Origin of the sequence: Gordonia insulae (assembly GCF_003855095.1) — a bacterium.
Classification (GTDB): domain Bacteria; phylum Actinomycetota; class Actinomycetes; order Mycobacteriales; family Mycobacteriaceae; genus Gordonia; species Gordonia insulae.
Genome location: NZ_CP033972.1, coordinates 5,344,484 through 5,370,611, shown reverse-complemented (window position 1 = coordinate 5,370,611; position 26,128 = coordinate 5,344,484). Strand labels below are relative to the sequence as shown.

Here is a 26,128-nt window from a genome sequence, read left to right as displayed (position 1 = left end):
GCGTCGAGATGGGCGACGATGGCGGCGAGCCCGTCCTGCCATCGCTGCCCGATCGCGGTGACCTCGTCGTCGTCGAGGACGGCCGCGGGGAAGCTGAGGTCCGCGCGCAGCGTCCGGCCGTCGACACCGGAGACGGTCGAGACGTTGACCGCCAGGGAGGCGAGGGCGACCATCGCGCCGGACACCGACGGCGGCAATACCGGCGCATCGGACGACGGCAGGAAGTCCGCGTCGTCGTTCGATGTCCCACCGGACACGTTGCCGAAGTAGTTGAAGGTGATCGAGGGCAGCGGCAGTCGCGCGAGGGGTGAGCCGTCGCGCAGGTGGCGCAGCGACCCGAAGCCGACTCCACGATCGGGCATCGCGGCCCGGGAGTCCTTGACGGCCTTGACCATCGACGAGATGCCGACCGGTTGCCCGGCATCGGCCGGGACGTCGATGGACAGCGGGGCGATGCTGGTGAACCACCCGACCGACCGGGACAGATCGGCCCCGGGCGCGACCGATTCCTCACGCCCGTGGCCCTCCAGCAGGATGGCCACACGACGGCCGGCGGCCGGGTCCGCGACGGCCCGGGCGAGCGCCGCCAGCAACGGCGTGTCCGTACCGGTCCGGTAGGCGTCCGGCACCCGGGTCAGCAGCGACTCCGAGAGCCCGGTGGGCAACGTCCACGAGATCGTGCGCACCGTGGACTGACGATCGCGGGTCCGATCGAACGGACGGCCCACCTGGTCGATCGCGGCCGGCCGCAGATGATCTGCCCACATGTCGAGTTCGTCGTCCCGGTCGGCGAGGTCGGCGAGCACCCCGGCCCAGCGTCGCATCGACGTCCCGGTCGGCTGCAGCGAGATCGCCTGTCCCGCCGAGTGTTGCGCCCATGCGGTGACGAGATCGGTGATGATCGTCGACCAGGAGACCGCGTCCACGGCGAGGTGGTGGATGGCGAGCACGAGCCGGCCGCCGCCGTCGCGGCTGCGCACCCCGACGGCCGCCACGACGGAGCCGGTCGCCGGATCGAGTCGACTCAGCGCCTGCGCGTGCCCGTCACGGATCGCGTCGGTGAAGACACCGGAGTCGATCGGGGTGTCGACGTCGTGGATGCGCACCGCGGCCGACAGACGCTCGCCGTCATCGACCTCGTCGCCCGCGGTCAGCTCCCAGCCGCTGTCCGTGGCGACGAGTCGCGCGCTGAGCATCGGGTGATGCGCGACCACCGCGGCGAGCACCGTACGCAGGTCCGTCTCGGAGATGCCGGCGGGCAGGGCGAGCACGCTGCTCTGGGAGAAGTCGGCGAAGTCCGAGGGGTCCTCGGCGTGCTCGAGCATCCAGTGCACGGACGGGGTGAGCTCGACCCGACCTGCTCCGCCACCGCGATATTCGTCCAGGCGCTCAACGGCGTCGGTGCGTGCCGCGATGGCGAGGGCGCGGACGGTGCGTCGCTCGAAGATGTCCCGGGGGCTCAAGGCGTAGCCCGCGGCGCGCAACGCGGAGGCGACCCGGATGGACATGATCGAGTCGCCGCCGAGTGCGAAGAACGATTCGGTGACCGAGATCCGCTCGACGCCGAGCACGCCTGCGAGGACATCGGCGATCACCCGTTCGTGGTCGTCGGCGGGCGCGTCGTAGTGGCCGTCCAGGGTGGAGAAATCGGGCTCCGGCAACGCGCGGCGGTCCAGTTTTCCGGTGCTGCCCAGCGGGAAGGTGTCGAGCACGGTCCACACGGTCGGCCGCATGTACTCCGGGAGAGCCTGCATGACTGCGGCTTTCGCACCCTCCGGGGAACCCGGTCCGACGAGGTAGGCGACGAGGTGCTCGGCCCCGGTGGACGAGCGCGCGACGGTGACCGCGGCGTGCACCACACCGGCGACACCGGTCAGCACGGCCTCGACCTCACCGAGCTCGATCCGCTGGCCGCGCAGCTTGACCTGGAAGTCGGTGCGGCCCAGGTATTCCAACTCACCCTGCGGGTTGTGTCGCACCAGGTCGCCGGTGCGGTAGAGCCGGTCGCCGGGTGCACCGAACGGGTCTGCGACGAAGCGTTCGGCGGTGAGTTCGGCGCGGCCCGCATATCCGCGGGCGATCTGCACACCACCCAGATACAGTTCGCCCGGCACGCCGACGGGGACCGGCCGCAGACGGTCGTCGAGGACCCAGGTCGCGGTGTTCCACGTCGGGTGGCCGATGGGTACGACGTCCCCCACCGTGGTCAGATCCTGGTGGGCCACCTCGACGGCGGCTTCGGTGGGACCGAACAGGTCGTGCAGACCCGCCCACGGCAGAGCGGCGCGCGTGGCCGCCGCGACCGACGGGGGCAGTGCCTCGCCGGACGCGAACACGTGGCGGATCGACGTCAGCCGGGCCAGGGTGGCGTCGTCGACGACGTCGAGGAACACCGCCAGCATCGACGGCACGAAGTGCACGGTGCTCACCCGCTCCGACTCGATGACCTCGGCGAGGTAGTCGGGATCGGTGTGTCCGCCCGGACGGGCGATGAGCAGGCGCGCGCCGGCGAAGAGCGGCGCGAAGAGTTCGGGCACCGAGACGTCGAAGGTGTACGGCGTCTTGAGGATCACCGTGTCCGATGCGTCGATCGGGAACGTGTCCAGGCCCCAGTGCAGGCGGTTGAGGACGGCGCGGTGGGACACCGTGACGCCCTTGGGGCGGCCGGTCGAACCCGACGTGAAGATCGTGTAGGCGGCATGGTCGGGACGGAGCGGCGCGATCCGGTCGGCGTCGGTCACGGGTGTGACGTCGGTGTCGACGGGCTCGGTGCTGTCGACGGTGACGATGGTGGCGCCGGCCTCGGCGGGTGCCGTCGGCGAGTCGTCGTGCCGGACGAGGACCAGTCCCACGCCCGCGGTGTCGAGCATGTGCCGCACCCGCTCGGTGGGTGCCTCGGTGTCGACGGGGACGTACTGACCGCCCGCCGCGACGATCGCATGGATCGCGATCACCATCTCGACGGATCGTGGCATGCTCACGCCGACGGCGACGTCCGGGCCGATGCCGCGCCCGATGAGGTCGCGTGCGAGGCCGCTCACCCGGGTCACGAGCTCCGCGTAATCCACGGTCCGACCCTCGAACACGAGTGCCGGGTCGGATGGTGCGCGGCGCGCCTGTTCGATGATCGCGGTGTCGAGAGTGGCCGCACGGACCGCGACGTCGGGGCCGACGGAGAGCCGACGCACGGCTGCGGCCTCGTCGTCGGTCAGCAGCGGGCTGTCGCCGACCGCGATGGTCGGGCGCCGGACGAGGTCACCGAGCAGTGCGACGAACCGGGCGGCGAGCCGCTCGACGGTCGGCGCGTCGAAGATGTCCGTCGCGTAGACGATCGATCCGCGCCATCCGTGGCCGGCGTCGGTGACGCCATCGGGGTCGCTGGCCCCATCGTGGTCGGTGGTGATGTCGATCGTCAGATCCACCTTGGCGAACGGCGATCCGGCATCGACGGGCCGCACCGACAGTCCCGGGATGTCGATCTGCGGCGCCGGGTTCTGATCGACGGTCAGCAGCACCTGGGACAGCGGCGCGAATGCTTCCGAACGGGTCGGATTCAGCTTCTCGACAAGATATTCGAAGGGGACGTCGGCGTGCGCGTACGCGTCGAGATCGGTTCGGCGGACCTCGTCGAGGAGATCGGAGAACGCGGTGGACGACTCGACCTCGGTCCGCAGCACGAGGGTGTTGACGAACATGCCGACGAGCCGGTCGAAGGCGGCGTCGCCGCGTCCGGCGATCGGGGTGCCGATCGCGATGTCGGACGTACCCGACAGTCGCGACAGCAGTACCGCGAGCGCGGCGTGCACCACCATGAACGGCGTGACACCGGCCGTTCCCGCAAGGGTCGTGACGGCGGCCACGACGTCGGCCGGGATGTCGAGACCGACCGATGCGCCGCGCATCGACGCGACAGCCGGTCGCGCCCGGTCGGCGGGGAGTTCGAGCACATCCGGGAGCGCGGCCAGTTGTTCCGTCCAGTAACGGGTTTGCGCGGCAAGCGCCGACCCGGGATCGTCGGCGTCACCGAGTACCGCACGCTGCCACAGGGCGTAGTCCGCGAACTGCACCGACAGTGGCGTCCAGTCGGGCGCCCGGCCGGCGGTCCGCGCGCGGTAGGCGGTCAGGACATCGGTGAGCAGCGGCGCCATCGACTCACCGTCGGCGGCGATGTGGTGGACCACGAGGGCCAGCACGTGCCGCTGCTCTGCTCCGGTGTCGGAGCCCAGCACCGCACGCACGGGCAGCTGCGCGGCGACGTCGAAACCCGTGGCGACCGCGTCGGTCACCGCGGAGGTGATGTCCGGCGCCGACCCGCGGACCTCGCGCCACGGCAGCATCGCGTCCACGTCGGCGATCGGGTGCACGCATTGGGCGGGCATTCCGTCGACGTCGTCGAAAGTGCTGCGCAACACCTCGTGCCGGCCGACCACGTCCACGAGTGCTGCGCGGAGCGCGCCCACGTCGAGGTCGCCGCCGAGCTCGAGCACCAACGGGATGTTGTAGGCGGGCGACGCGGGGTCGAAACGATTGATGAACCAGATGCGCTGCTGCGAGTAGGACAGTGGCTGCAGGTCCGGACGGGCGATCGATCCGGGCACGACCGACATCCGCGAACCCCGCGTCGCCGATGCGGCCACGGTCAGGCCGGCGAGCTCACGAACCGTCGGATTGTCGAACACGTCGCGGACCGCGACATCGGTGCGCAAGCGCGACGAGATGCGCGCGGCCAGACGCGTCGCCGACAGCGAGTTGCCGCCGAGGTCGAAGAACGATTCGGTGACGCCGACGCGGTCGCGGCCGAGGAGATCGGCGACGATCTCCGCGATGGCCGACTCGTCCGGCGTCGCGGCGACGACCATGCCGTCCGCCGATCCCCACGCCGGTTCCGGCAGCGCGCGGCGGTCGAGCTTGCCGCTCGCGGTGAGCGGGAGCGCATCGAGCACGATGACGGCCGACGGCACCATGTACCGGGCCAGCCGTCCGCCCACCGCGGCCGTGAGTGTGTCCGGATCGACAGGGATAGCGGAGTCCGGTTCGGCGACAACGTAGCTCACGAGGCGGGCGGCGCCACCCGGTGCATCGAGACCCAGTGTCACCGCGGTGGCGACGCCCGGTTGCGCGGCCAGCGCGGCGTCGATCTCGCCGAGTTCGACACGCTGGCCGTTGATCTTGACCTGGAAGTCGGCGCGGCCGGCGAACTCGAGGCGATGCGTCCGCGTCGGGCCGTCCGGTGTCCAGCGGACGAGATCGCCGGTGCGGTACATCCGGTTGCCCGGCGCGCCATACGGATCGGCCACGAACGATGCCGCCGACAACCCGGTCCGGTTCAGATAGCCGAGGGCGAGGGCATCGCCCGCCAGGTAGAGCTCGCCGACGGCGCCGACGGGCACCGGATGCAGGCGCTCGTCGAGCACCGCGACCGAGAACCCGGCGATCGGACGGCCGATGCTGATCGGCTCGTCGGGTCGCACGGTGGCCGACGTCGCCCACACCGTCGTCTCCGACGGTCCGTAGAGGTTGACCATCTCCCGGCCGGGAGCCCACGCCGCGACGACTGCGGGCGGGCACGCCTCGCCGGCCGTGGTGAGGTGCCGGAGTGTGGTCACACCGGCGGGGTCCATCGTCGCGAGCACCGCAGGCGTGATGACGGCGTCCGTGACGGCGCCCCGCACGATGACGTCGACGAGCGCCGGTCCGCCGAACACATCGGAGGGCGAGATGACCAGGGTGGCACCGTGTCCGATGGCCCAGACCATCTCGAAGAAGGCGGCGTCGAAGCTCGGGGACGCCACGTGCAACACCCGGGTGTCGGGCTCGGTGCCCGAGATGGCCCGCTGTGCGTGCAGCAGGTCGGCGACACCGCGGTGGGACACCGCCACCGCCTTGGGCCGCCCGGTGGAGCCCGACGTGTAGATCAGGTACGCGATGTCGTCGAGGCGCGGGGCGCGGGTGCGCTCGTCATCGGTGACCGCGCTGCCCGACAGGCCGTCGAGACGCGTACGGGTGGACGGGCTGTCGACGGAGATCCAGGTGATGTCGTCGCCGCCGAGGCCGACGACGTCGGCATCGGTGGTCAGTGCGACGCAGACACCGGAGTCGGTGAGCATGTGCGCGACACGATCCGGCGGGAGGGTGGGGTCGATCGGCAGGTAGGCGGCGCCCGTGACGAGCACCGACCACACCGCGACGACGGACTCGACCGACCGGCCGATCGCGACCGCCACCACGTCGCCCGGCCCGACACCCTCGTCGATGAGCAGGCGCCCGAGTCTGCCTGTGCGGTCGCCGAACTCGTCGTGGGTGATCGACCGGTCGCCGAGGATCAGTGCGGGTCGGTCGCCGGTCACGTCGCGGGCCGCGAGGATCTCGGTGATCGTCTGCGGCCCGACCGCGGTCGGCTCGGTCAACGGGGTGAGCGCGGCACGTTCCTCGGGGCCGGCGAGCACGATGTCGCCGACCGGCGATGCGGGAGCCGCGACGAAGCCGGCGAGCAGCCTGCGGTACAGCCCGGCGATGTGTTCGATCTCGGTGTCCGAGAACGCCCCCGGGAGGTACTTGAACGTCAGTGCGATGTCGTCGCCGGACGGTGCGGCGGCGAGATTGAGCGGGTAGTGCGTCGCGTCGGTGAGCGACACCTGGGTGATCTCGAGGCCGGCGGCGGAACTGCCCGCGGTGACCGCGTCGGCGTCCACCGGATACGACTCGTAGACGGTCAGGGTGTCGAAGAGGGTGTGCAGCCCGGTCGCCGAGGCGATGTCGGCGAGACCGAGGTGCTGATGGTCGAGGAGGCGCGCCTTGGTGCCCTGTAGGGCGGCGAGTCCCGCGTGTACCGGCTGCGCCGGGTCGACGGTGACCACCACCGGGAGGGTGTTGATGAACAGGCCGATCATGGTCTCGACGCCGGGTAGTTCCGGCGGCCGCCCGGACACCGTCTCGCCGAAGGTGACCGTGGTCGCGCCGGTCAGTCGCGACAGCAGGACGCCCCAGGCGTACTGCAGGATCGTCGGGACGGTGGTGTCGCGCTCACGCGCCAATCGCGCCAGCTGCCCCGCCAGCTCCGGCCCGGTCGCGACCGCCTTGTCCTGCGGCAATTCGCTTGCGCCGGGACGGTATCCGGGCCGCACGAGGGTCGGTCCGTCGACGTCGGCCAGGATGTCGCGCCACACCGCGAGCCCGGCCGCGTCGTCGCGGGCCGCGAGCCAGTCGAGAAAGTCACCGAAGTCACCGGAGATCGCCTCGTCGGTGCCGGGGAGTTCGAGACCGCCGTGGTGGGCGAACAACTCGGCGAGCACGAGCGGGTTGGACCACCCGTCGAGCAGCAGGTGATGGTTGGTCACGACGAGACGGGCGATGCCGCCGGGGAGCCGGATCAGCCGGAACCGCAGCAGTGGTGGCACGGCCAGATCGAACGGCGTGATCCGGTCGGTGAGCGCCGCCTCGGCGGCACGCCGTTGCGCCTCGGCGATCGGCAGGCCGCTGAGATCGTCTTCCGTCCAACCGGGTTCGACGTGTCGCGGCACCACCGCGACCGGGGTCCCGGACGCGGTCCGCAGGTATCCGGAGCGGAGCACGCGGTGATCGCCGAGCAGACGTCGGGCGGATTCCTGCAGGCGGTCGGCATCGACCCCGCCACGCAGGTCGTCGCCGTGCACGTCGATGACGCCCTGGGTGACGTAGACGTCGAGGCCTGCGCCGGTGCCGTCGGCCTTGGCCGGCCGCGTGAGTTCCGCCTGGTAGAACAGGCCCCGTTGCAGCGGGGTGAGTGACCACACGTCGGCCCCCGGGTACCGGGTGGCGAGCTCGTCCAGTTCCTGCTGGGTCAGACCGGTCGCGGTGACATCGGACGGGCTGAGTCCCGGGTCCCCGACCTCGTCCACATGTGCCGCGATCTCCGCGAGCGCCGCGCGGAAGCCGTCGGCCAGCGACGTCACCGTGTCCTGGTCGAGAATCGCTGCCGGAGCGCTGAACTCCGCCTCCAGGACGCGACCGTCCACGCTCGGCACGGTGTTGATGTTGATCGCGAGTTCGGCGAGCACGGCCATTGCGCCGGCGACGCTGCCGGGCAGGCGTGGTGCGTCGACGACCGGGGCGAAGGCGATGCTCTCGTCCGCCTCCGCGCCGACCCGCGTCTCACGCGTGCCCGCGCCGAGGAAGTTGAACGTGATCGGCGGCAACGGCCGCGATGCCAGCGGCGAATCGTCCAGCAGGTAACGCAGTGAACCGAACGCGATCCCGTCGTCGGGTCGCTCGGCGACGGCCTCCTTGGTGGCCTTGACCACCGCACCGACCGGCGCTGCCGGATCGATGTCGACGGTCAGGGGCGAGACGCTGGTGAACCAGCCGACCGTGCGGGACAGATCCGCACCTGCCGCCACCTGCTCGTGCCGGCCGTGGCCTTCGAGGAGCACCGACACCGGCGTCGGCCCACCCCGGTGGCGGGCCACGGCGAGTCCGAGAGCCGCGAGCATGATGTCGTCTGCACCGGTACGGAAGGCCGCGGCGACGCGGCCGAGGACGGCCTCGGTGGTGTCGACCGGCACGCGGTGCGTCGCGGATCGGACGGTGGACTGCCGGTCCCGGTCCCGCTCGAGCGACCCGCCCAGCCGTGTCGGGTGCTCGGGGAGGTGCCGATCCCAGATCGGCAGTTCGTCGGTGCGGGTCGCGAGATCGGCGAGCACGCCCGCCCAGCGACGCATCGAGGTGCCGTTGGTCTGCAGGCTGATCGGTTCGCCCGCGCGGTGCTGTGACCACGCCACGGCGAGATCGGTGACGATGTGACGCCACGAGACAGCATCCACAGCGAGGTGGTGCACGGCCAGGACGAGGTGACCCGGTGCGTCTGAATCGGCGCGGTCGGCCACGCACGCCAGCATCCGCGCCGCGGACGGATCGAGCCGGCCGACCGCCTGGGCGTGGGCCGACCGGATGCGGGCGTCCCGGTCGGTCGATCCGCCCTGGGCGGCGACGTCCGCGCCGGTCCGGACGGTCAGCGCGGCGGCGGCGTCGAACGGTTCGCCCGCATGCATGACCGGGCCGTCGGGTCCCGGCGCCAGGCGTGACGACAGCATCGGATGGTGCTCGACGACCGCCGCGAGGACGCGGACGAGTCCCGCATCGTCGACGTCGGCGGGCAGCGCGAGCACGACGGCCTGGGAGTAGTCCGCGACGTCGGTCGCGACATCGGCGTGTTCGAGCATCCAGTGGACCGTCGGCGTGATCGCCACCTCGCCGGCACCACCACCGGGGTACTCCTCCAGCACACCCTGCGAGGCCTCCCCGACCGAGCGCGCCAGTGCCCGGATTGTCTTGTGTTCGAATATCTCTCGCGGACTCACCGCGAATCCCGCGGCTCGCAACAGCGAGGACAGCTGGATCGACATGATGGAGTCGCCGCCGGCCGCGAAGAACGATTCCGTGACCCCGATGCGGTCGACACCCAACACGCCCGCGACGATCTCCGCGATGCGCCGCTCCGCGTCGGTACCCGGCGCGACCGGGTCGGCGGTCGTCGCGGTCGAGAAATCGGGCTGCGGGAGTGCTCGGCGATCGAGCTTGCCGGCAGTGCCCAGTGGCAACTCGTCGAGCACCGTCCACACGGTCGGCCACATGTACTGCGGCAGCACGGCGGTCACGTCCCGTCGCGCCGCCTCGACGTCGACCGTCGACGTGGGCGCGAGGTAGGCCACGAGGTGCTGCGCGCCACCGGGCCCGGTGGCGACGGTGGCCGCCGCGTGGACGACGCCCGACACACCCGCCAACACCGACTCGATCTCACCCAACTCCACGCGCTGACCGCGCAACTTCACCTGGAAATCGGTGCGGCCCAGGTACTCCAGCTCGTCGGCCGAGTTGACCCGGACGAGGTCGCCGGTGCGATACAGCCGGGAACCCGGCGCACCGTACGGGTTGGCCACGAAGCGGTCCGCGGTGAGGTCGGGGCGGCCGGAGTAGCCACGGGCCACCTGCACCCCGCCGAGGTATAACTCGCCGGGCACGCCCACCGGCACCACCCGCAGGCGGGCATCGAGCACGAGGGTCTGGGTGTTCCACACCGGACGGCCGATCGGCACGATGTCGCCGACCACGTCGAGTTCCTGGTGGGCCACCTCGACGGCGGCCTCGGTGGGACCGAACAGGTCGTGCAATCCCGCCTGCGGGAACGCTTCCCGGGTTGCGGCGGCCACCGTGGGCGGCAGGGCCTCCCCGGAGCAGAAGACGTACCGGAGGTGGCGCAGCCGTGTGAGTTGCGCTGCGGGGACGACGTCGAGGAACACCGACAGCATCGACGGCACGAAATGCACCGACGTCACCCGATGGGTCTCGAGCGCGTCGGCGAGGTAGGTCGGGTCCGTGTGTCCGCCATGGCGCGCGATGACCAGTCGTGCACCGGCGATCAGCGGAGCGAACAATTCCGGCACCGACACGTCGAAGGTGTACGGCGTCTTGAGGATCACGGTGTCATCGGTTCCGACAGGGAAGGCCGCCAGGCCCCACCGCAATCGGTTGAGCACCGAGCGGTGTCTGACCGTGACACCCTTCGGCCGCCCGGTCGAGCCCGAGGTGAAGATGGTGTAGGCGGCGTGATCGGGCCGCAGTGGTCCGATCCGGTCGGCGTCGGTGATCGGTCGCCCGCCGGGGGCACGGGGATCGACGGGCTCGTGGGCGTCGACGACGACGATCGGTGTCGTGCTGTCGCGGAAGGGATCCGGACGATCACCGGGGGCGACCAGCAGCACCACCGCCCCGGCAGAGCCGATGATGTAGCCGGCCCGGTCGGTCGGGGCCTCGGTGTCGACGGGCACGTACTGCCCACCTGCGGTCACCACCGCGTGGATCGCGACGACCATTTCCACCGACCGCGGGATGCACACGGCCACCGCGACGTCGGGCCCCACCCCGAGCGAGATCAGGTGCCGGGCCAGGGTGTTCACCCGCGCGGCGAACTCCGCGTGATCGACCACCCGGCCGTCGGACACCAGCGCCGGGGCATCCGGATGCCCGGCCCCGAACTCGGCCGTCGCATCGGGCAGCACCCGTGCGGCGAGATCGACGCGCGGCCCGGTGGCGGCGGCGACCCGTTGCGCCGCCTCCGACTCGTCGATGATGGCGAGGTCGCCGACGATCACGTCGCGGCCCGTCCCCGCGGACGTGGCGATCCCGATCAACAGGCCGCGGAACGCCGCCGCGATGCGCTGGGCCCCTGCGTGATCGAAAAGATCTGCGGCGTAGACGATCTTGCCGCCGAGCACGCCGTCGCTCCGCTCGGTCACACCGACGGTGAGGTCGAACTTGGCTGCGTCGGCGCCGGGGTCCTCGGCGGAGATCTCCAGATCTCCGACGACGCTGTCCCCCGCGCCGCTCTGGTCGAGGACGAGCAGCACCTGGGCGAGCGGTTCGAAGGCCTCGGAGCGTACCGGGTCGAGGGCCTCGACGACCCGCTCGAACGGCACGTCCGCGTGCGAGAAGGCGTCGACGTCGACGCGGCGCACCCGGTCGAGCAGGCGGGCGAAGGTCTCGTCGGGGGTCACCTCGGTACGCAGCACGAGCGTGTTGACGAACATGCCGACGAGATCGTCGAGTGCTGCGTGGCCACGGCCGGCGACCGGGGTGGCGACAGCGATGTCGGAGGTCGCCGACAACCGCGCCAGCAGTACCGCCAGCGCGGCGTGGATGACCATGAACCGGGTGGTGCCGCGCTCGTGCGCGAGTCGATCGAGTCCGCGGAGCACGTCGGCTCCCACCGTGTACTCGACTGTTCCGCTGCGCATCGAGGCGACCTTCGGGCGCAGACGATCGGTCGGCAGTTCGAGGACGTCGGGGAGGCCGGCGAGGTGTGTCGCCCAGTGGGCGAGCTGCCGGGCGATCTCCGAGTCCGGGTCACGATCGTCGCCGAGGAGCTCCCGCTGCCACCCCGCGTAGTCGGCGTACTGCAGCGCCATCGGAGACCACTCCGGCGAGTGTCCCTGTGCGCGTGCGGTGTACGCGACGGCGAGATCCCGGGAGAGGACGGGGCCCGATTCCCCGTCGGCGGCAACGTGGTGCACGACCACGACGAGCAGGTGTTCGTCTGGCCCGACCTGCGCCAGACGTGCACGGATGGGCGCCTCGCGCGAGACGTCGACACCGCGTGTCACGATCTCGCGCGCCGCCGCCTCGTCGCAGACCGCCCAGTCCAGGGAGTCGATGGCGTCGGCGACGTCGGCGATCTCCTGGTACGGGGCGCCGTCGGGTCCGACCGGATACCGGGTGCGCAGCACCTCGTGGCGGGCGACCACATCGCCGAGGGCGCGACCCATGGCGTCGGCATCGACGGGCCCGCGCAGCCGGAGCATCACCGGGATGTTGTAGGCCGGCGAGGCCGGGTCGAACTGGTTGATGAACCACATCCGCCGCTGCGCGAACGACAGTGGCTCCCGCCCGATGCGGGGTCGGGGCCCCAGAACCGGGAGGCCGTCGGTCCGGTGTCCGCCCGCGTCGACGACTGCGGCCAGCTCACGCGCGGTCGGTGCGTCGAACAGTGCCCGCACCGGCACATCCGCATCGAGTGCATCGCCGACCCGCGCAGCCACCCGCGTCGCCGACAGCGAGTTGCCACCGAGGTCGAAGAAGCTGTCGGTCACCGACACCCGATCGACGCCCAGGACGTCGGCGAACACCGCGGCCACCGTGGCCTCGGCCGTCGTCTCGGGGGCGACGTAGTCGCCGGCCGCGAACTCCGGCTCCGGCAGCGCGCGACGATCCAGCTTGCCCGCCGAGTTCAACGGGATGTCGTCGACCACCATCCACACCGTGGGCCGCATGTACTCCGGCAGCGCATCCGCCACCGCGGCGCGCACCGCGTCGACATCCGGCGCGGCACCCGCCGGCCCGGCGAGGTAGGCGACGAGATGTTCGCCACCCGCGGGAGCCGTGGCCACCGTCGCCGAGGCGTGCACGACGCCCGGCGCCGAGGCCAGAACAGCCTCGATCTCGCCGAGCTCGACGCGCTGGCCGCGCAGCTTGACCTGGAAGTCGGTGCGGCCGAGGTAATCCAGCGTGCCGTCGGACAGCCTGCGGACCAGGTCGCCGGTCCGGTAGAGCCTTGACCCGGGCGTTCCGAACGGATCGGGCACGAACCGTTCGGCCGTCAGATCTGCCCGGGCGGCATATCCGCGGGCGAGTTGGACACCGCCGACATACAGCTCCCCGGCGACCCCGGACGGCACCGGATGCAGTCGGGCGTCGAGCACGAACGCCGTCGAGTTCCAGACCGGGACGCCGATCGGCACCGATCCGGCCGAGTCGTCGACTCCACCGATCTGCTGATAGGTGATCTCCACGGCGGCCTCGGTCGGTCCGTAGAGGTTGTAGAACAACACATCCGGCCACAGGTCGCGAGTCTGCGCGGCCACCGCGGGTGGCAGCGCCTCGCCCGTCGTCGACACGATCCGGACGGTGTCGAGGGCCCGGATGCGCTCGGGTCCCGCGACCTCGAGGAACACCGACAACATCGACGGGACGAAATGGACCATGGTCACGCGGTGTTCGGCGATCTGCTGCGCCACATGCACCGGATCGAGGTGGCCGTCCGCGCGCAGGATCACCATGCGGGCGCCGATCATCAACGGCGCGAACAGCTCCGCCACCGAACAGTCGAACGTGTACGGGGTCTTCAGCATGACGGCGTCGGACGAATCGATCGGCAGTTCCTCGAGCCCCCACCGCAACCGGTTGACGACAGCGTCGTGCGCGAGGGTCACGCCCTTGGGGCGACCGGTCGATCCGGAGGTGAAGATCGTGTAGACGGCATGTCCGGGGCGCAGGACATCGGTGCGCTCGTCGTCGCGGATCGGTGCCGTGTCGCCGGTGATCTCCGCATCGCACCGGATCTGCCACGTCGACACGCCCGTCTCGGCGATGGCACCGGGGACGGTGTCCGAGCCGACCAGCACCAGCCGCGCACCCGCGGTGTCGAGCATGTAGCGCACCCGGTCGGCGGGCGCGGCGGCATCGATGGGGACATACTGGCCGCCTGCCGCGACCACGGCGTGGATCGCCACAACCATCTCCACCGACCGCGGGATGCACACGCCCACTGCGACGTCGGGTCCCACGCCGCGGGCGATCAGCTCGCGGGCCGCGGAATTCACCCGGGCGCCGAACTCGGCATAGGTCAGGGTCCGGTCGCCGGACACCAGCGCAGTGCCGTCCGGGGTCGACGACACCTGTCGGGACACGGCATCGGCCACGGTGCCGGCCGGCTCCGTGGCGGTCACACCCGTGGACAGTTGTCGCTGCCGCTCACGGTCCTCGACGGTCAGCACGTCCAGGTCGCCGACCGGGCTCTCCGGATCGGCGATCACCTGGCGGAGGATCCGTTCGAACAGGGCGACGAGGCCGACCATGGTGTCCCGGTCGAAGAGGTCGGTGGCGAACTCGATCACGCCGGTCAGGACGTCCGTCGACCCGGCACCCTCGATGAAGGTGATCGCGAGATCGTGGTCGGTCAGGTCGCGGTACTGCTCGAGCAGTTCGGCGCCGACACCGGGCAGGTCGAAACGTGCGCCCTGCGCGTCCTGTAGCAGGAGCAGGACCTGGAAGATCGGCGCATGCGCCGCGCTGCGTGTCGGCTGAAGCCTCTCGACGATCAGGTCGAACGGGATGTCGGCGTTGCCCAGTGCCGCGAGGTCGCGATCGCGGACGTCGCCGACGAGCGCCGCGAAGCCCGACGCGGGGTCGACCGGGGTACGCAGGACGACGGTGTTCATGAACATGCCGACCAGGTGATCGAGAGCAGGCTCGCCGCGGCCCGCGTACGGAGTGCCGATCACCACGTCGCGATCACCGGTGAGTCGGTGCAGCACCACCGCCAGCGCGGCGTGCAGAACCATGAACAGCGACACGTTGTGGCTGCGCGCGAACCGCCCGATGCCGGTGAACAGCTCGGGGTCGAGGTCGAACGTGACGGCATCGGCGCGATGGCTCTGAACCGGTGGGCGGGGACGGTCGGTCGGCAACGCGATCAGCTCGGGAGCACCGGAGAGTGTGGCCGCCCAGAAGTCGAGCTGCTGCGCGGCAACAGAATCCGGGTCGTCGACGTCGCCGAGCAACCGACGGTGCCACAGGGTGTAATCGACGTACTGCACGTCGAGAGCAGGCCATCCGGGGCTCTCGTCGACGCAGCGCGCCGCATAGGCCGTCATCAGGTCGCGGGCCAGCGGGGTGAGCGAACCGCCGTCGCTGATCACATGGTGGGCGACCAGGACGAAGACGAAGTCGTCCGGCGCGAGTTCGAGCAGCCGCGCCCGGATCGGCGGCGCCTGCCGGAGATCGAAGCCGGCGCTGACGATCTCGGCGACCGCGTCATCGAGGGCCGCCGAGTCCGCGGACGCCGGGACGCGCACCGGCGGGGTGATCACGACATCGGGACCATGCGTGTCGACGGACAGCACGACCTGCTCGGGTACGCCGTCGGCCGCCGGGAACGCGGTCCGGAGGATCTCGTGCCGACCGATGAGATCCCGCATCGCGGCGTCGAGCGCCGACGGGGACAACTCGCCGCGGAACCGCAGGACGAGCGGGATGTTGTACACGTGGCTGCCGGGATCCAGTTCGGCGAGGAACCAGATCCGCCGCTGCGCGTGGGACAGTGGGATCGGCCCCACCCGGTCGGCCGCTTCGAGCGCCGGCCGCCGGATGTGCCGGTGATCGGCGATGCGTGCGGCGAGATCCCGGACGGCCGGCGCCTCGAAGATGTCCCGGACCGAGACATCGACGCCCAATTCATCCGAGCAGCGAGCCGAGATCTGCGCGGCAACAAGCGAATTCCCGCCCATCGCGAACAGCGACTCGACCACGCTGACCCGGTCGACGTCGAGGACCGACGCGACGATGTCGGCGATGCGACGCTCGGTGCCGTCGCGAGGCGGCTCGTAGACGCCGGCCTCGGCGGGCGCCGGAACAGGGAGGGCTGCGCGATCCAATTTGCCGTTGACGTTGAGGGGCAACTGATCGAGTAGCACGATGACATCCGGAACCATGTAGTCCGGCACCCGGGTGGCCGCGACCGACCGGATCTCCCCCACATCGAGTTGGCCACCGGTGGTGGAGGTTCCGACGACGTAACCCACGAGTTGAGCCGGCTGGTCGTCACGCTGCTTGATCGCGGCGGCGGCCGCGTTCACGCCGGACGCGGCGAGCAGCGCGGCCTCGACCTCACCGAGTTCGATGCGGAACCCACGGAGTTTGACCTGCGTGTCGACGCGCCCGAGATACTCCATCGAGTCCCCACGCACGATCGCCATGTCCCCGGTGCGGTACATCCGCTCGCCCGAGACGAACGGGTCGGCCACGAAACGTGTTGCGTTCACTGCGAATCGGCCCAGATAGCCGCGGGCGACCTGGCCACCGGCGATGTACAACTCGCCCGGGACGCCGTCCGGAACGCGGGCCAGACGCCGATCGAGGACATAGGTCCGGGTGCCCGGGATGGGGCCGCCGATGTCGGAGGCCAGGGTGTTCGCGACGAAATCGACGGTCAGTTCACGCCGGGTCATGTAGACGGTCGCCTCGGTCGGCCCGTACATGTTGTTCAGCGACGGCCCGGCGGTCCCGTCGAACTCCAGCCGGTCGTCGTGCCACCGACGCACCTGGGCGAAATCCAGTGCCTCACCGACGAAGATCATGTACCGGATCGAGGACGCGAGGCGCTTCGCGGTCGGCGGTCGCACCGCTGCCGCGAGCTGATAGAACGCCGACGGCGTCAGGTTGACGACCGTCACCTGCTCGCGTTCGAGCACATCGGCGAAGTCGGCGGGCGAACGGGTGGTGAAATAATCCAGCACCACGAGGCGACCACCGAAGATCAGGGCCACCCAGATCTCGCCGACGGACACGTCGAACGCATACGACTGGAACATCGTCCAGACGTCGCGCTCGGAGAAGTCGTACATCTCCCCCATCGACCGCAGCAGCGTGACCACATCGTCGTGGGTGACCACCACCCCCTTGGGCGTGCCGGTCGACCCGGACGTGTACATCGCGTAGGCCGGATGGTCACCGTCGATCCGCGTCGGGATCCGATCGAATCCCGCGTCGCTCTCGGCGCCGGCGACCGTCGACAACGCGACATCGAGGTCGGACCACGCGGCGATCGTCTCGTCGTCGGCGAGCACCACCGCGGGCCGCGCGTCCTCGACGATCGTGCGCAGGCGTTCGATCGGATGCGAACGATCCAGCGGCAGGTAGGCCGCACCGGACTTGACCACACCGAGCAGGGCGACGATCAGCTCCGCGGTGCGCGGCAGCGCGATCCCGATGAGCACCTCGGGTCCGGCACCCACCGCGACCAGACCGGCGGCCAGCCGATCCGACCGCTCGTCCAGTTCCCGGTACGTCAACGCCGTGCCGTCGAGATCGACGACGGCGGTGCGATCGGCGAAGCGGTGGGCGGCCGACCGGAACAACCCGGCCAACGAGCCCCAGTCGGCCGACCCCGCGACGTCGAAGGCGGCCGCACGGATCTCACCCACGAGTCGCTGCGCCTCACCGGCGATCTCCGTCGGCGCCAGTCCGTCCTTGCGCATCAGACCGGTCACGGTGCCCGCGACCGCGGCCTCGGCGTCGAGCCCCTGCGTGGCGAGTACGCCCGCGGTGACCGCGACACGCTCGTGTAGCTCGGCGAAGGACATCGGGCCGGACGCGGCGCGCAACGCGACCCGGTCCGGGGCCGTCACGGCCGCCGCACCGATGAGATGCACTGTGGAGGGTCGACGGCCCCATCCCTGGGAGATGACCATCGAACCCGTGTCGATCGCCGTCACGCCCTGTCGACACCTTCCGCCGCGGACAGGGCGTCACCGGCCGCCGGAAGCCGGTAGACATTCTGATCCTGATCCGGCCCGCTCGCTTCGCTCCCGGCGCCGGTGACATTCGGCCCGCTCGCTTCGCTCCCGGCGCCGGTGACATTCGGCCCGCTCGCTTCGCTCCCGGCGCCGGTGACATTCGGCCCGCTCGCTTCGCTCCCGGCGCCGGTGACAGCAGCGGCGCGCGAACGCAACTCGCCGATCACGGAGTGCAGGGCGTCCGGGCCGGCCGCGGCCAGGTCCGGCACCAGGCTCATCAACGCCATCGTCAGGGCGGCATTCGGGTCGTCATCCGGCAACACGGTCGCCATCGTGACGGTCATCGATTCGAGCTCACCGAACGTCAGCAGATATCCGTCGCGTTCGACCGCCGCGGCCTCAGGATCGGTCGCCGAGGCCCCGGACACCAGCTCCCGCCAGGAGGCCGGGGAGGGGTCCGCGATGGAGGCGATGTCGTCGGCGTCGACGACGTCGGGGTCAGCGAGATCCAGCACGATGTCACCCACGATACAGACCGGATCGGCGGTCACCGCATCGAGCACACGCAGGTACCATTGCGCCAACCGCTCGATCGTCGCTGCATCGAAAAGGTCCGTCGCATACAGCAACTGAACCTTCATCGCACCGTCGGACGTCCGGCCCGCCGGGTCTCGCGGGAACACGGTCAACTGCAGGTCGACCTTCGCCGCGGTGAGCGAATCACTTTCCGGTGTGATCCGCAGACCGTCGAGCTCCAGGGTCGGGAACTCGATGTTCTGGAAGGCGAACATCACCTGGAACAGCGGGTTGTAGGACGTGGGGGTCGTCTCCAGTACCCGCGCCGCGATGTCGTCGAACGCGACGTCACCGTGCGCCATGTCGACCAGGTCGTCGTTCCGGACGCGGTCGAGCAACCCGGAGAACGACTCGTCCACCGACACCCGCGTCCGCAACGCCAGCGTGTTGACGAACATGCCGACCACGGCCTCGAGGGCGACGTCACCCCGGCCCGCGTACGGAGTGCCGATCACCAGGTCGTCCTTGCCGGTGATCCGACCGAGCAGCACCGCGAACGCGGCGTGCGTCACCATGAACAACGTGGTGTTGCTCGCCCGGGCGAGCGACCCGAGTGCGGTGACCAGATCCGCGGGGATCTCGAACTCCACGACATCACCGTCGAAACTCGGTGTCCGCGGGCGCGGGCGATCGGTGGGCAGTTCGATCTGATCGGGCGCACCGGCGAGACGCTCCGTCCAGTACTGCAGCTGACGGTCACCCTCGGTGACGCCGCCGTCGCCGACGGCCGCCAGCCGATCCGATTGCCACAGCGTGAAGTCCGCGTACTGGATGTCGAGGGGCTCCCACGCAGGGGCGGCGCCGACCAGCCGGGCGGCGTAGGCGGTCATCAGGTCTCGCGCCAGCGGGGCCATGGACGCCCCGTCCGCGCTGATGTGATGCACGACGAAGACGAGGACGTGGTCCTCGGGACCGTTGCGCAGCACCGACATCCGGACCGGTGCTCTCGACACGATGTCGAAACCCGCACCCGTGACACGTGCGATCTCGTCCGCCACGTCCCCCGCGACGTCGACGACGCGCAGGTCCAGGTCGTCGGCGAACACATCGGCGGGCACGATCATCTGCTTCGGCACCGAGTTCATCATCGGATAGGTCGTGCGCAGTGATTCGTGACGGCGGATCACGTCGATCGTCGCCGCCCGCAATGCCTCGACGTCGAGGTCGCCGGACAGCCGGAGGGCCAGTGCCACATTGTAGTTGGCCGACTCCGGGTCGGCGCGGTTGAGCAGCCACATGCCACGCTGCACGCCCGACACGGGGACCACCGCGGCACGGGTGCGCGCGGTCAGCGGCGGTGCGGACCGTCCGGTCATGCTCGCGGTGAGATGGGCGGCGAATCCGGCGGCGGTGGGCTTCTCGAACAGATCCCGGACCGGGACCCGGCTGTCGAGGATCTCGGCGAGTCGGGACGCCACCTTGGTCGCCGAGAGCGAGTTGCCACCGAGGTCGAAGAAGCTGTGGTGCACGCCGACCCGCGGGACGCCGAGGACGTGGGCAAAGATGTCGGCGACCACCGCCTCCATCTCGCTGCGCGGTGCGACGAACTCGTCGCTCACGGAGATGTCGACAGGGGGCAGTGCGGCACGGTCGATCTTGCCGACCGGCGACAGCTCGAAGGCGTCGACGATCACCACGGTATGGGGCACCAGGTGAGCCGGGAGCCGGGATGCCGCGTGATCGAGGAGATCCTGCGGCGTCGGCGAGATCTCGTCGACGATCGTGACGTAGGAGACGAGTGTGGTCTCACCGGCCGGTCCGGACACTCCGAGGCTGAGCGCGTTGCCCACCCCGGGATGATCCATCAGTGCGGCATCCACCTCGCCCGGTTCGATCCGCTGTCCACGGATCTTGATCTGGAAGTCGCTGCGGCCGTAGTAGATCAGCGCACCGGACGAGGTGCGGACGACGCGATCGCCGGTGCGATACATCCGGGCCCCCGACGTGAACGGGTCGGCGACGAACCGGCCTGCGGTCAGGTCGGTCCGGCCGTGATAGCCACGGGCGAGTTGGGTGCCGGTGAGGTAGAGCTCGCCGGGCACCCCTGCGGGCACCGGTCGGAGGCCCCGGTCGAGGACCAACGCCCCGACCCCGGGCACCGGGGTCCCGATGGTGACGACGTCGTCGGCGCGCATCGGGCCGGTCGCGGTCGCCCAGATGGTGGCCTCGGTCGGCCCGTAGAGGTTGAGGAACCGGCGGCCCGCCCCGACCCATCGGCGCATCAGTTCCGGCGGACACGGTTCGCCCACGCTGACGACGGTCGAGAGGCCCGGGACCGCCTGTGGCTCCAGGGTGCTCAGTGCCGACGGTGTCATCACCGCGTGGGTGACCCCGCCGGTGGCGATGATCGAGCCGAGTTCGGCGCCGCCGAAGACGTCGGCCGGGCTGACCACGAGCCGACCACCGGTACACAGGGCCATGGTCAGCTCGAACATCGAGGCGTCGAAACTCGGCGATGCGACGTGCAGCACGCTGCTGTCCGGTCCCACCCCCAGCAGGCGACGCTGGTTGGCGACGAGGTTGGCCAGTCCGCGATGGGTGACCGCGGTGGCCTTGGGCCGTCCGGTGGAACCCGAGGTGTAGATCAGGTAGGCGGTGTCGTCGGCACTCGGTCGGGCGAGCAGCTCATCGTCACGTAGTGCCGTACCCCGGTGGCCGGCCACCTGCAGCTCGACGGGCTCATCGTCGATCACCAGCCACTCGACACCGTCCGGGACCTCGTCCGCGACACCGAGAACGGTCAGACCCAGCACCGGCTCGGCATCCTCGAGCATCTCCCGGCGTCGGACCTCGGGGTGGCGCGGATCGATGGCCACGAACGCGGCACCGGTCTTCGCCACCGCGACCGCGGCGAACACCGAGTAGACCGAGCGGCTGATCGAGATGGCCACCGATGTGCCGGGACGCGCACCGCGGGAGACGAGTTCGCGGGCGAGCTGATCGGTGCGGGCATCGAACACCGACCAGGTCATCTCCGTCTCGTCGCCGACGAGGGCCGGCGAGGCCGGATCGGCCGCTGCCGCGCCGGCGGCGAGCAACTCACGCAGGGTCCGCGGCTCCACCGTGTCGTGCGGCGCCTCGGTGAGTGCGGCGACCTGGTCGGGCGGCAACAGATCGATGTGCGCGACGTGCCCGTGCGGATCGGCCGTCATCCCCCGCAGCATCGTGATCAGGTGATCGCCGATCCCGGCGACCGTCGATTCGTCGAACAGATCTGTGGCGTAGGAGATCTCGACGTCATACCGGGTGGCTCCCGCCTGACCCGCGGCATGCTCGGTGAGGGCGAACGCGAGGTCGTACTTGGCCGCGGGCACACGGGCGTCGAGAGGACCGGACGAATCGGTCCACTGCGCAACGTCACCGGACCGATCGGTCTGCATGGTGAGCGCGACCTGGAAGAGCGGGGTGTGCGCGAAGGACCGCTGCGGGGCCACCGCATCCACCACCCGTTCGAAGGGGATGTGCGCGTTGGACATCGCGTGGGCGCGGCCGGTGTGCGCGGTGCTCAGCAGATCGGTGACCGTCGCCGCCGTCGGCACCGGCGTACGCAGGACGACGGTGTTGACGAACATGCCGACGAGGTCGGCGGTCAGTTCGTCTTCACGTCCGGCGACCGCGGTCCCGATCGCGACTTCGTCGGTGTCGGCCAGCCGCGCCAACACCGCGGCCAGCGCCGCGTGGACCACCGCGAACGGGGTCACCGAGGCGCTGCGCGCCAGCGCTCGGATGCCGGTGACAAGATCGGCGTCGACGACGAGGTCGACGTAACCACCTCGACCACTGGCCATCTCGGGGCGCGGACGATCGGTCGGCAGGGCCAGCAACTCCGGCATCCCGGCAAGCTCGGAGCGCCAGAACTCGAGCTCCCGCGTCCGCGTGGCGGTCGGACTCTCCGCGTCCCCGAGTACGCGGTGCTGCCACAACGCGAAGTCGGCGTACTGGATGGGCAGCGGTTCGAATCCCGGTGCGCGCCCGGCGCGACGGGCATCGTAGGCCTGACGCAGATCGCGGATCAGCGGCGGCAGCGAGAACCCGTCGGCGGAGATGTGGTGCAGGACGACGACGGCGACGAACCCATCGTCGTCGGCGAGCAGTGCCCACCGGAAACCGATCTCGTCCACCAGGTCGAAGCCGCGGTCGACCTCTTCGGCCACGGCGTCGGCGACCGGGGAGTCGATGCGGCGGACGTCGACATCGGCGACGTGCGCCACGGTGTCCGCGGAGTCGATGCGGCGTACGTCGACATCCGCGACGTGCGCCACGGTGTCGATCCGGCGTACGTCGACATCCGCGACGTGCGCCACGTCGTCGATGGACAGGATCTGTTGCACCGGTTCGCCGTCGACCGAGGGATACCGGGTCCGCAGCGACTCGTGCCGCTCGAGCACGTCGCGGACGGCGAGGCGCAGCGCGGCGATGTCTGCATCGGCGCCGAGCCGGATCGCGCCGGGCATGTTGTAGGTCGACGCGGCCGGGTCCATCCGGTTGATGAACCACAGGCGGACCTGGGCGTGGGACAGCGGTACCCGGGGACCGCGGTCGCCGACCGGCACGAGCACGGGCAACGCCGCGTCGAGGCCGCCATCCGCACGGCGGGCGAGGTCGCCGACGGTCGGATTGTCGAAGACGTCGGTCAACTGCACCGAGATGCCGTGCTCGGTGCGCGCCCTCGACACCAGACGGGCCGCTGTCAGCGAATCACCGCCGATCGCGAAGATGTTGTCGCGCAGCCCGACCCGCTCCACGCCGACCAGGTCGACGATGAGCTCGGCCAACGCCACCTCCACCGGTGACGTCGGCGCCTCGTACGCGACGTCGGCGGCGAGCGCCGGCGCGGGCAGCGCGGCACGATCGAGTTTGCCCGAGGCGTTGACCGGGAAGTCGTCGAGGACCAACACCGCGGACGGCACCATGTGCGACGGGAGGCGTCGGCGACAGAATGCGATCGTCTCCGTCGCGGAGACCTCGGCGGAGTCCGACCGCAGGTAGGCCACCAGCATCGGTGGCGCACCGTCGTCGGCGCGCGCCACCACGACCGCCGCATCGACGCCCGGAGCCTCGAGCAGGACCGCCTCGATCTCCCCGAGTTCGACCCGCTGGCCCCGGATCTTGACCTGGAAGTCGGTGCGCCCCAGATACTCCAGTTCACCGGAGGCGTTCCAGCGGACGAGATCACCGGTGCGGTACATCCGTGCGCCGAGCCCGGCCGGGTCGGCCACGAACCGGTCGGCGGTCAGCTCGGGTCGGCCGACATAGCCACGCGCCAGTTGCGCCCCACAGATGTACAGCTCGCCGGCGACCCCGACGGGTACCGGGCGCAAGCGCGAGTCGAGGACACGGATGTCGGTGTTGGCGACCGGCCGACCGATCGGCACCGGCCCGCCCCGCCGCGCCACCCGATGTCCGGTGACGTCGACGGCCGCCTCGGTCGGACCGTAGAGGTTGACGAGTTCGACCGGACCGGCGGCGGCCACCTTGTCGGCCAGTGCACGACTCAACGTCTCGCCCGAGGTGAACACCGTGCGCACCGACGGCCCGAAGATCGGGGCATCCGCGCGACTGCGGTGCGCGATGATGTCGGCGTATGCATCGAGCATGGACGGGACGAAATGCAGGACGGAGACGCCGCGTTCGGAGATCAGGCCGGCGAGGTATTCGGGGTCGCGATGGCCATCCGGCCGTGCGATCACCATCCGGGCGCCGACGCCCAACGGCCAGAACAGCTCCCAGACGGAGACGTCGAAGGTGATGGGTGTCTTGTAGAGGATCGCGTCGTCGGCGCGGATCGGGTGGTCGTCCTGCATCCAGGACAGGCGGTTGATCACCGCGCGGTGTCCCACCTCGACGCCCTTCGGCGCCCCGGTCGAGCCGGAGGTGAAGATGACGTACGCCGACGCGTCCCCGCCGCAGCCGCGTGGCGGGGACCATACCGTATTCGCCGGCCCCGCGATGTCGGTGCGGTTCTCGTCGAAGCCGACGAACCGCAGGTACGCCGCGTCGACGACGACCTGCGCCCCAACGGTTTCCGCGATCAGGGCGCGCCGGCGCGCGGGCTGTTCGGGATCGACGGGCACGTAGGTCCCCCCGACGGTGAGCACCGCGTAGACGGCACAGACCTGGGCGACGCCGCGCGGCAGCGACACCACGACCCGCTCACCCGGGACGACACCGGAATCAGCGATCTCGCGCGCCAGTCGCAGGCGCAGAGCATCGAACTGCGCGTATGTCCATGTGCGGCCGTCGAAATCGATCGCCACCGCGTCCGGTGACCGGGTGACCTGCTGCTCGAACGCGTCGAGCACACCGTCGTCATCGGCCGGCACGCGTGCGCGCGGTCCACGTCCGAGCGCGTGCACCTCGTCACGTTCGTCGTCGAGGAGGAGGTCGATGTCGATGATCGTCGCGTGCGGGTCGGCCAGCAGGCGCTCGAGGAAGGTCAGGAAGCGTTGCAGGTGCCCGTCGAGTTCGGACTGTGCGTAGAGGCCCGGGTTGCCGTGCAGGTCCACGACGAGCCGCTCCCCCGGACCGGCCTGATACAGGTTGACGCGCAGGTCCTCCAGAATGCCCGACGACAGGATCTGATAGTCGACATGCGCACCGACGAGCTCGATCGGCTTGTCGAAGAACATCATGTTGATGATCGGGCCGAACGACGCGGCGTTCGACTGTCCCATCCCGGCATCGATCCGAATGTCCTCGAACCGATATCGCTGATGCCGTAGCGCCCCGGTCAGTTCCATCTTGAGTTGCTCGACGAGATCGAGCAGACGCAGCCCGCGCACGTCACGCGCGACGATCGGAAGCATGTTGGACACCATCCCGCTGGCCCGCTTGATGCGGGCCGTGGCGCGACCGGTCACCGGCAGGCTCAGCACCACGTCGTCGGTCCCGGTCATCCGCGAGAGGTAGGCGGAGAATGCGGCGGTCAACACCACCGCGGGCGAGCTCGAGGTCTTCGCCGCGTGATCTTCGAGGGCCCGCTGCACGTCACCGTCGAGCGCTCGGCCGGCCACCACGTTCACCGGGTGCAGGGGTGCGATGGCGGACGTGACCGCGAGGCTGACCCGTTCGGGCAGATCCGCGACCCGCGCGGCCCAATGGCTGCGGTCGGTCTCCCTCCGGGTGCCGGCCGTGTACGCGGCGTCGTCGGCGACGAGCTCGGCGAGGTCGGCCCGCGGCCGGTCGACGGGCTCCTGCCCGCGGATGATCGCGTTGTACCGGTCGAGGACCTCGTGGACGGAGGTCAGCGCGGCGTAGCCGTCGATGGCGATGTGATGCGCCCGCAGATACCAGAAGGCGCGATCGTCGGCCACCCGGATCAGCCTGGTGATCGCGAGACGATCGTCGGCCAGGTCGATGGTGCGCTGGTGGTCGTCGTGCATCCACCGGTGGGCGCGCGCGATGGGATCCGGGTCGTCGCGGAAGTCGAGGACCTCGAGTCGGAAGTCGACCTCCGGATCGACGACCTGCATGGGTACGCCGTCGACCTCGATGATGCGGGTGAAGGTGGACTCGAGTTGCCAGGCCACCTCGCCGACCACACGGGCGAACAGCTCGATGTCGAGCGGACGGTCGTCGTCCCGGATGTCGAGATATTGGGCGACGATCACCGAGTAGTCGGGGGACAGATTCTCCGCGAACCACATGCCGCGCTGTGCGGCGGTCAAGGACAGCTGCCGGTACCCCACGTCGTCGACAGCGCGACGATCCGCGCTTTCGGTCGGGTCCAT

At 70.5% G+C, this 26,128-nt stretch carries 2 protein-coding genes (1 of these 2 only partly in view); both read right to left on the bottom strand.

Annotated elements, in window-relative coordinates:
- A protein-coding gene (locus tag D7316_RS24470) for a non-ribosomal peptide synthase/polyketide synthase (protein ID WP_124710567.1) crosses the window boundary here: on the bottom strand, positions 1 to 17,801 show its start. Its footprint begins 27,796 nt before the window's first position; 17,801 of the gene's 45,597 nt are visible here — the first part of the coding sequence; its start codon is at positions 17,799 to 17,801; its stop codon lies beyond the left edge, outside the window.
- Positions 17,798 to 26,128 carry a non-ribosomal peptide synthetase gene (locus D7316_RS24465; protein WP_124710566.1) on the bottom strand — a complete coding sequence of 2,777 codons (8,331 nt, stop codon included), beginning with the start codon at positions 26,126 to 26,128 and terminating at the stop codon, positions 17,798 to 17,800. Before D7316_RS24465 ends, D7316_RS24470 begins: the two co-directional genes overlap by 4 nt.

Coding starts and splice junctions, on each gene's coding strand:
- D7316_RS24465 (WP_124710566.1), bottom strand. CDS start 26,128: ATGGACCCGACCGAAAGCGCGGATCGTCGCGCTGTCGACGACGTGGGG.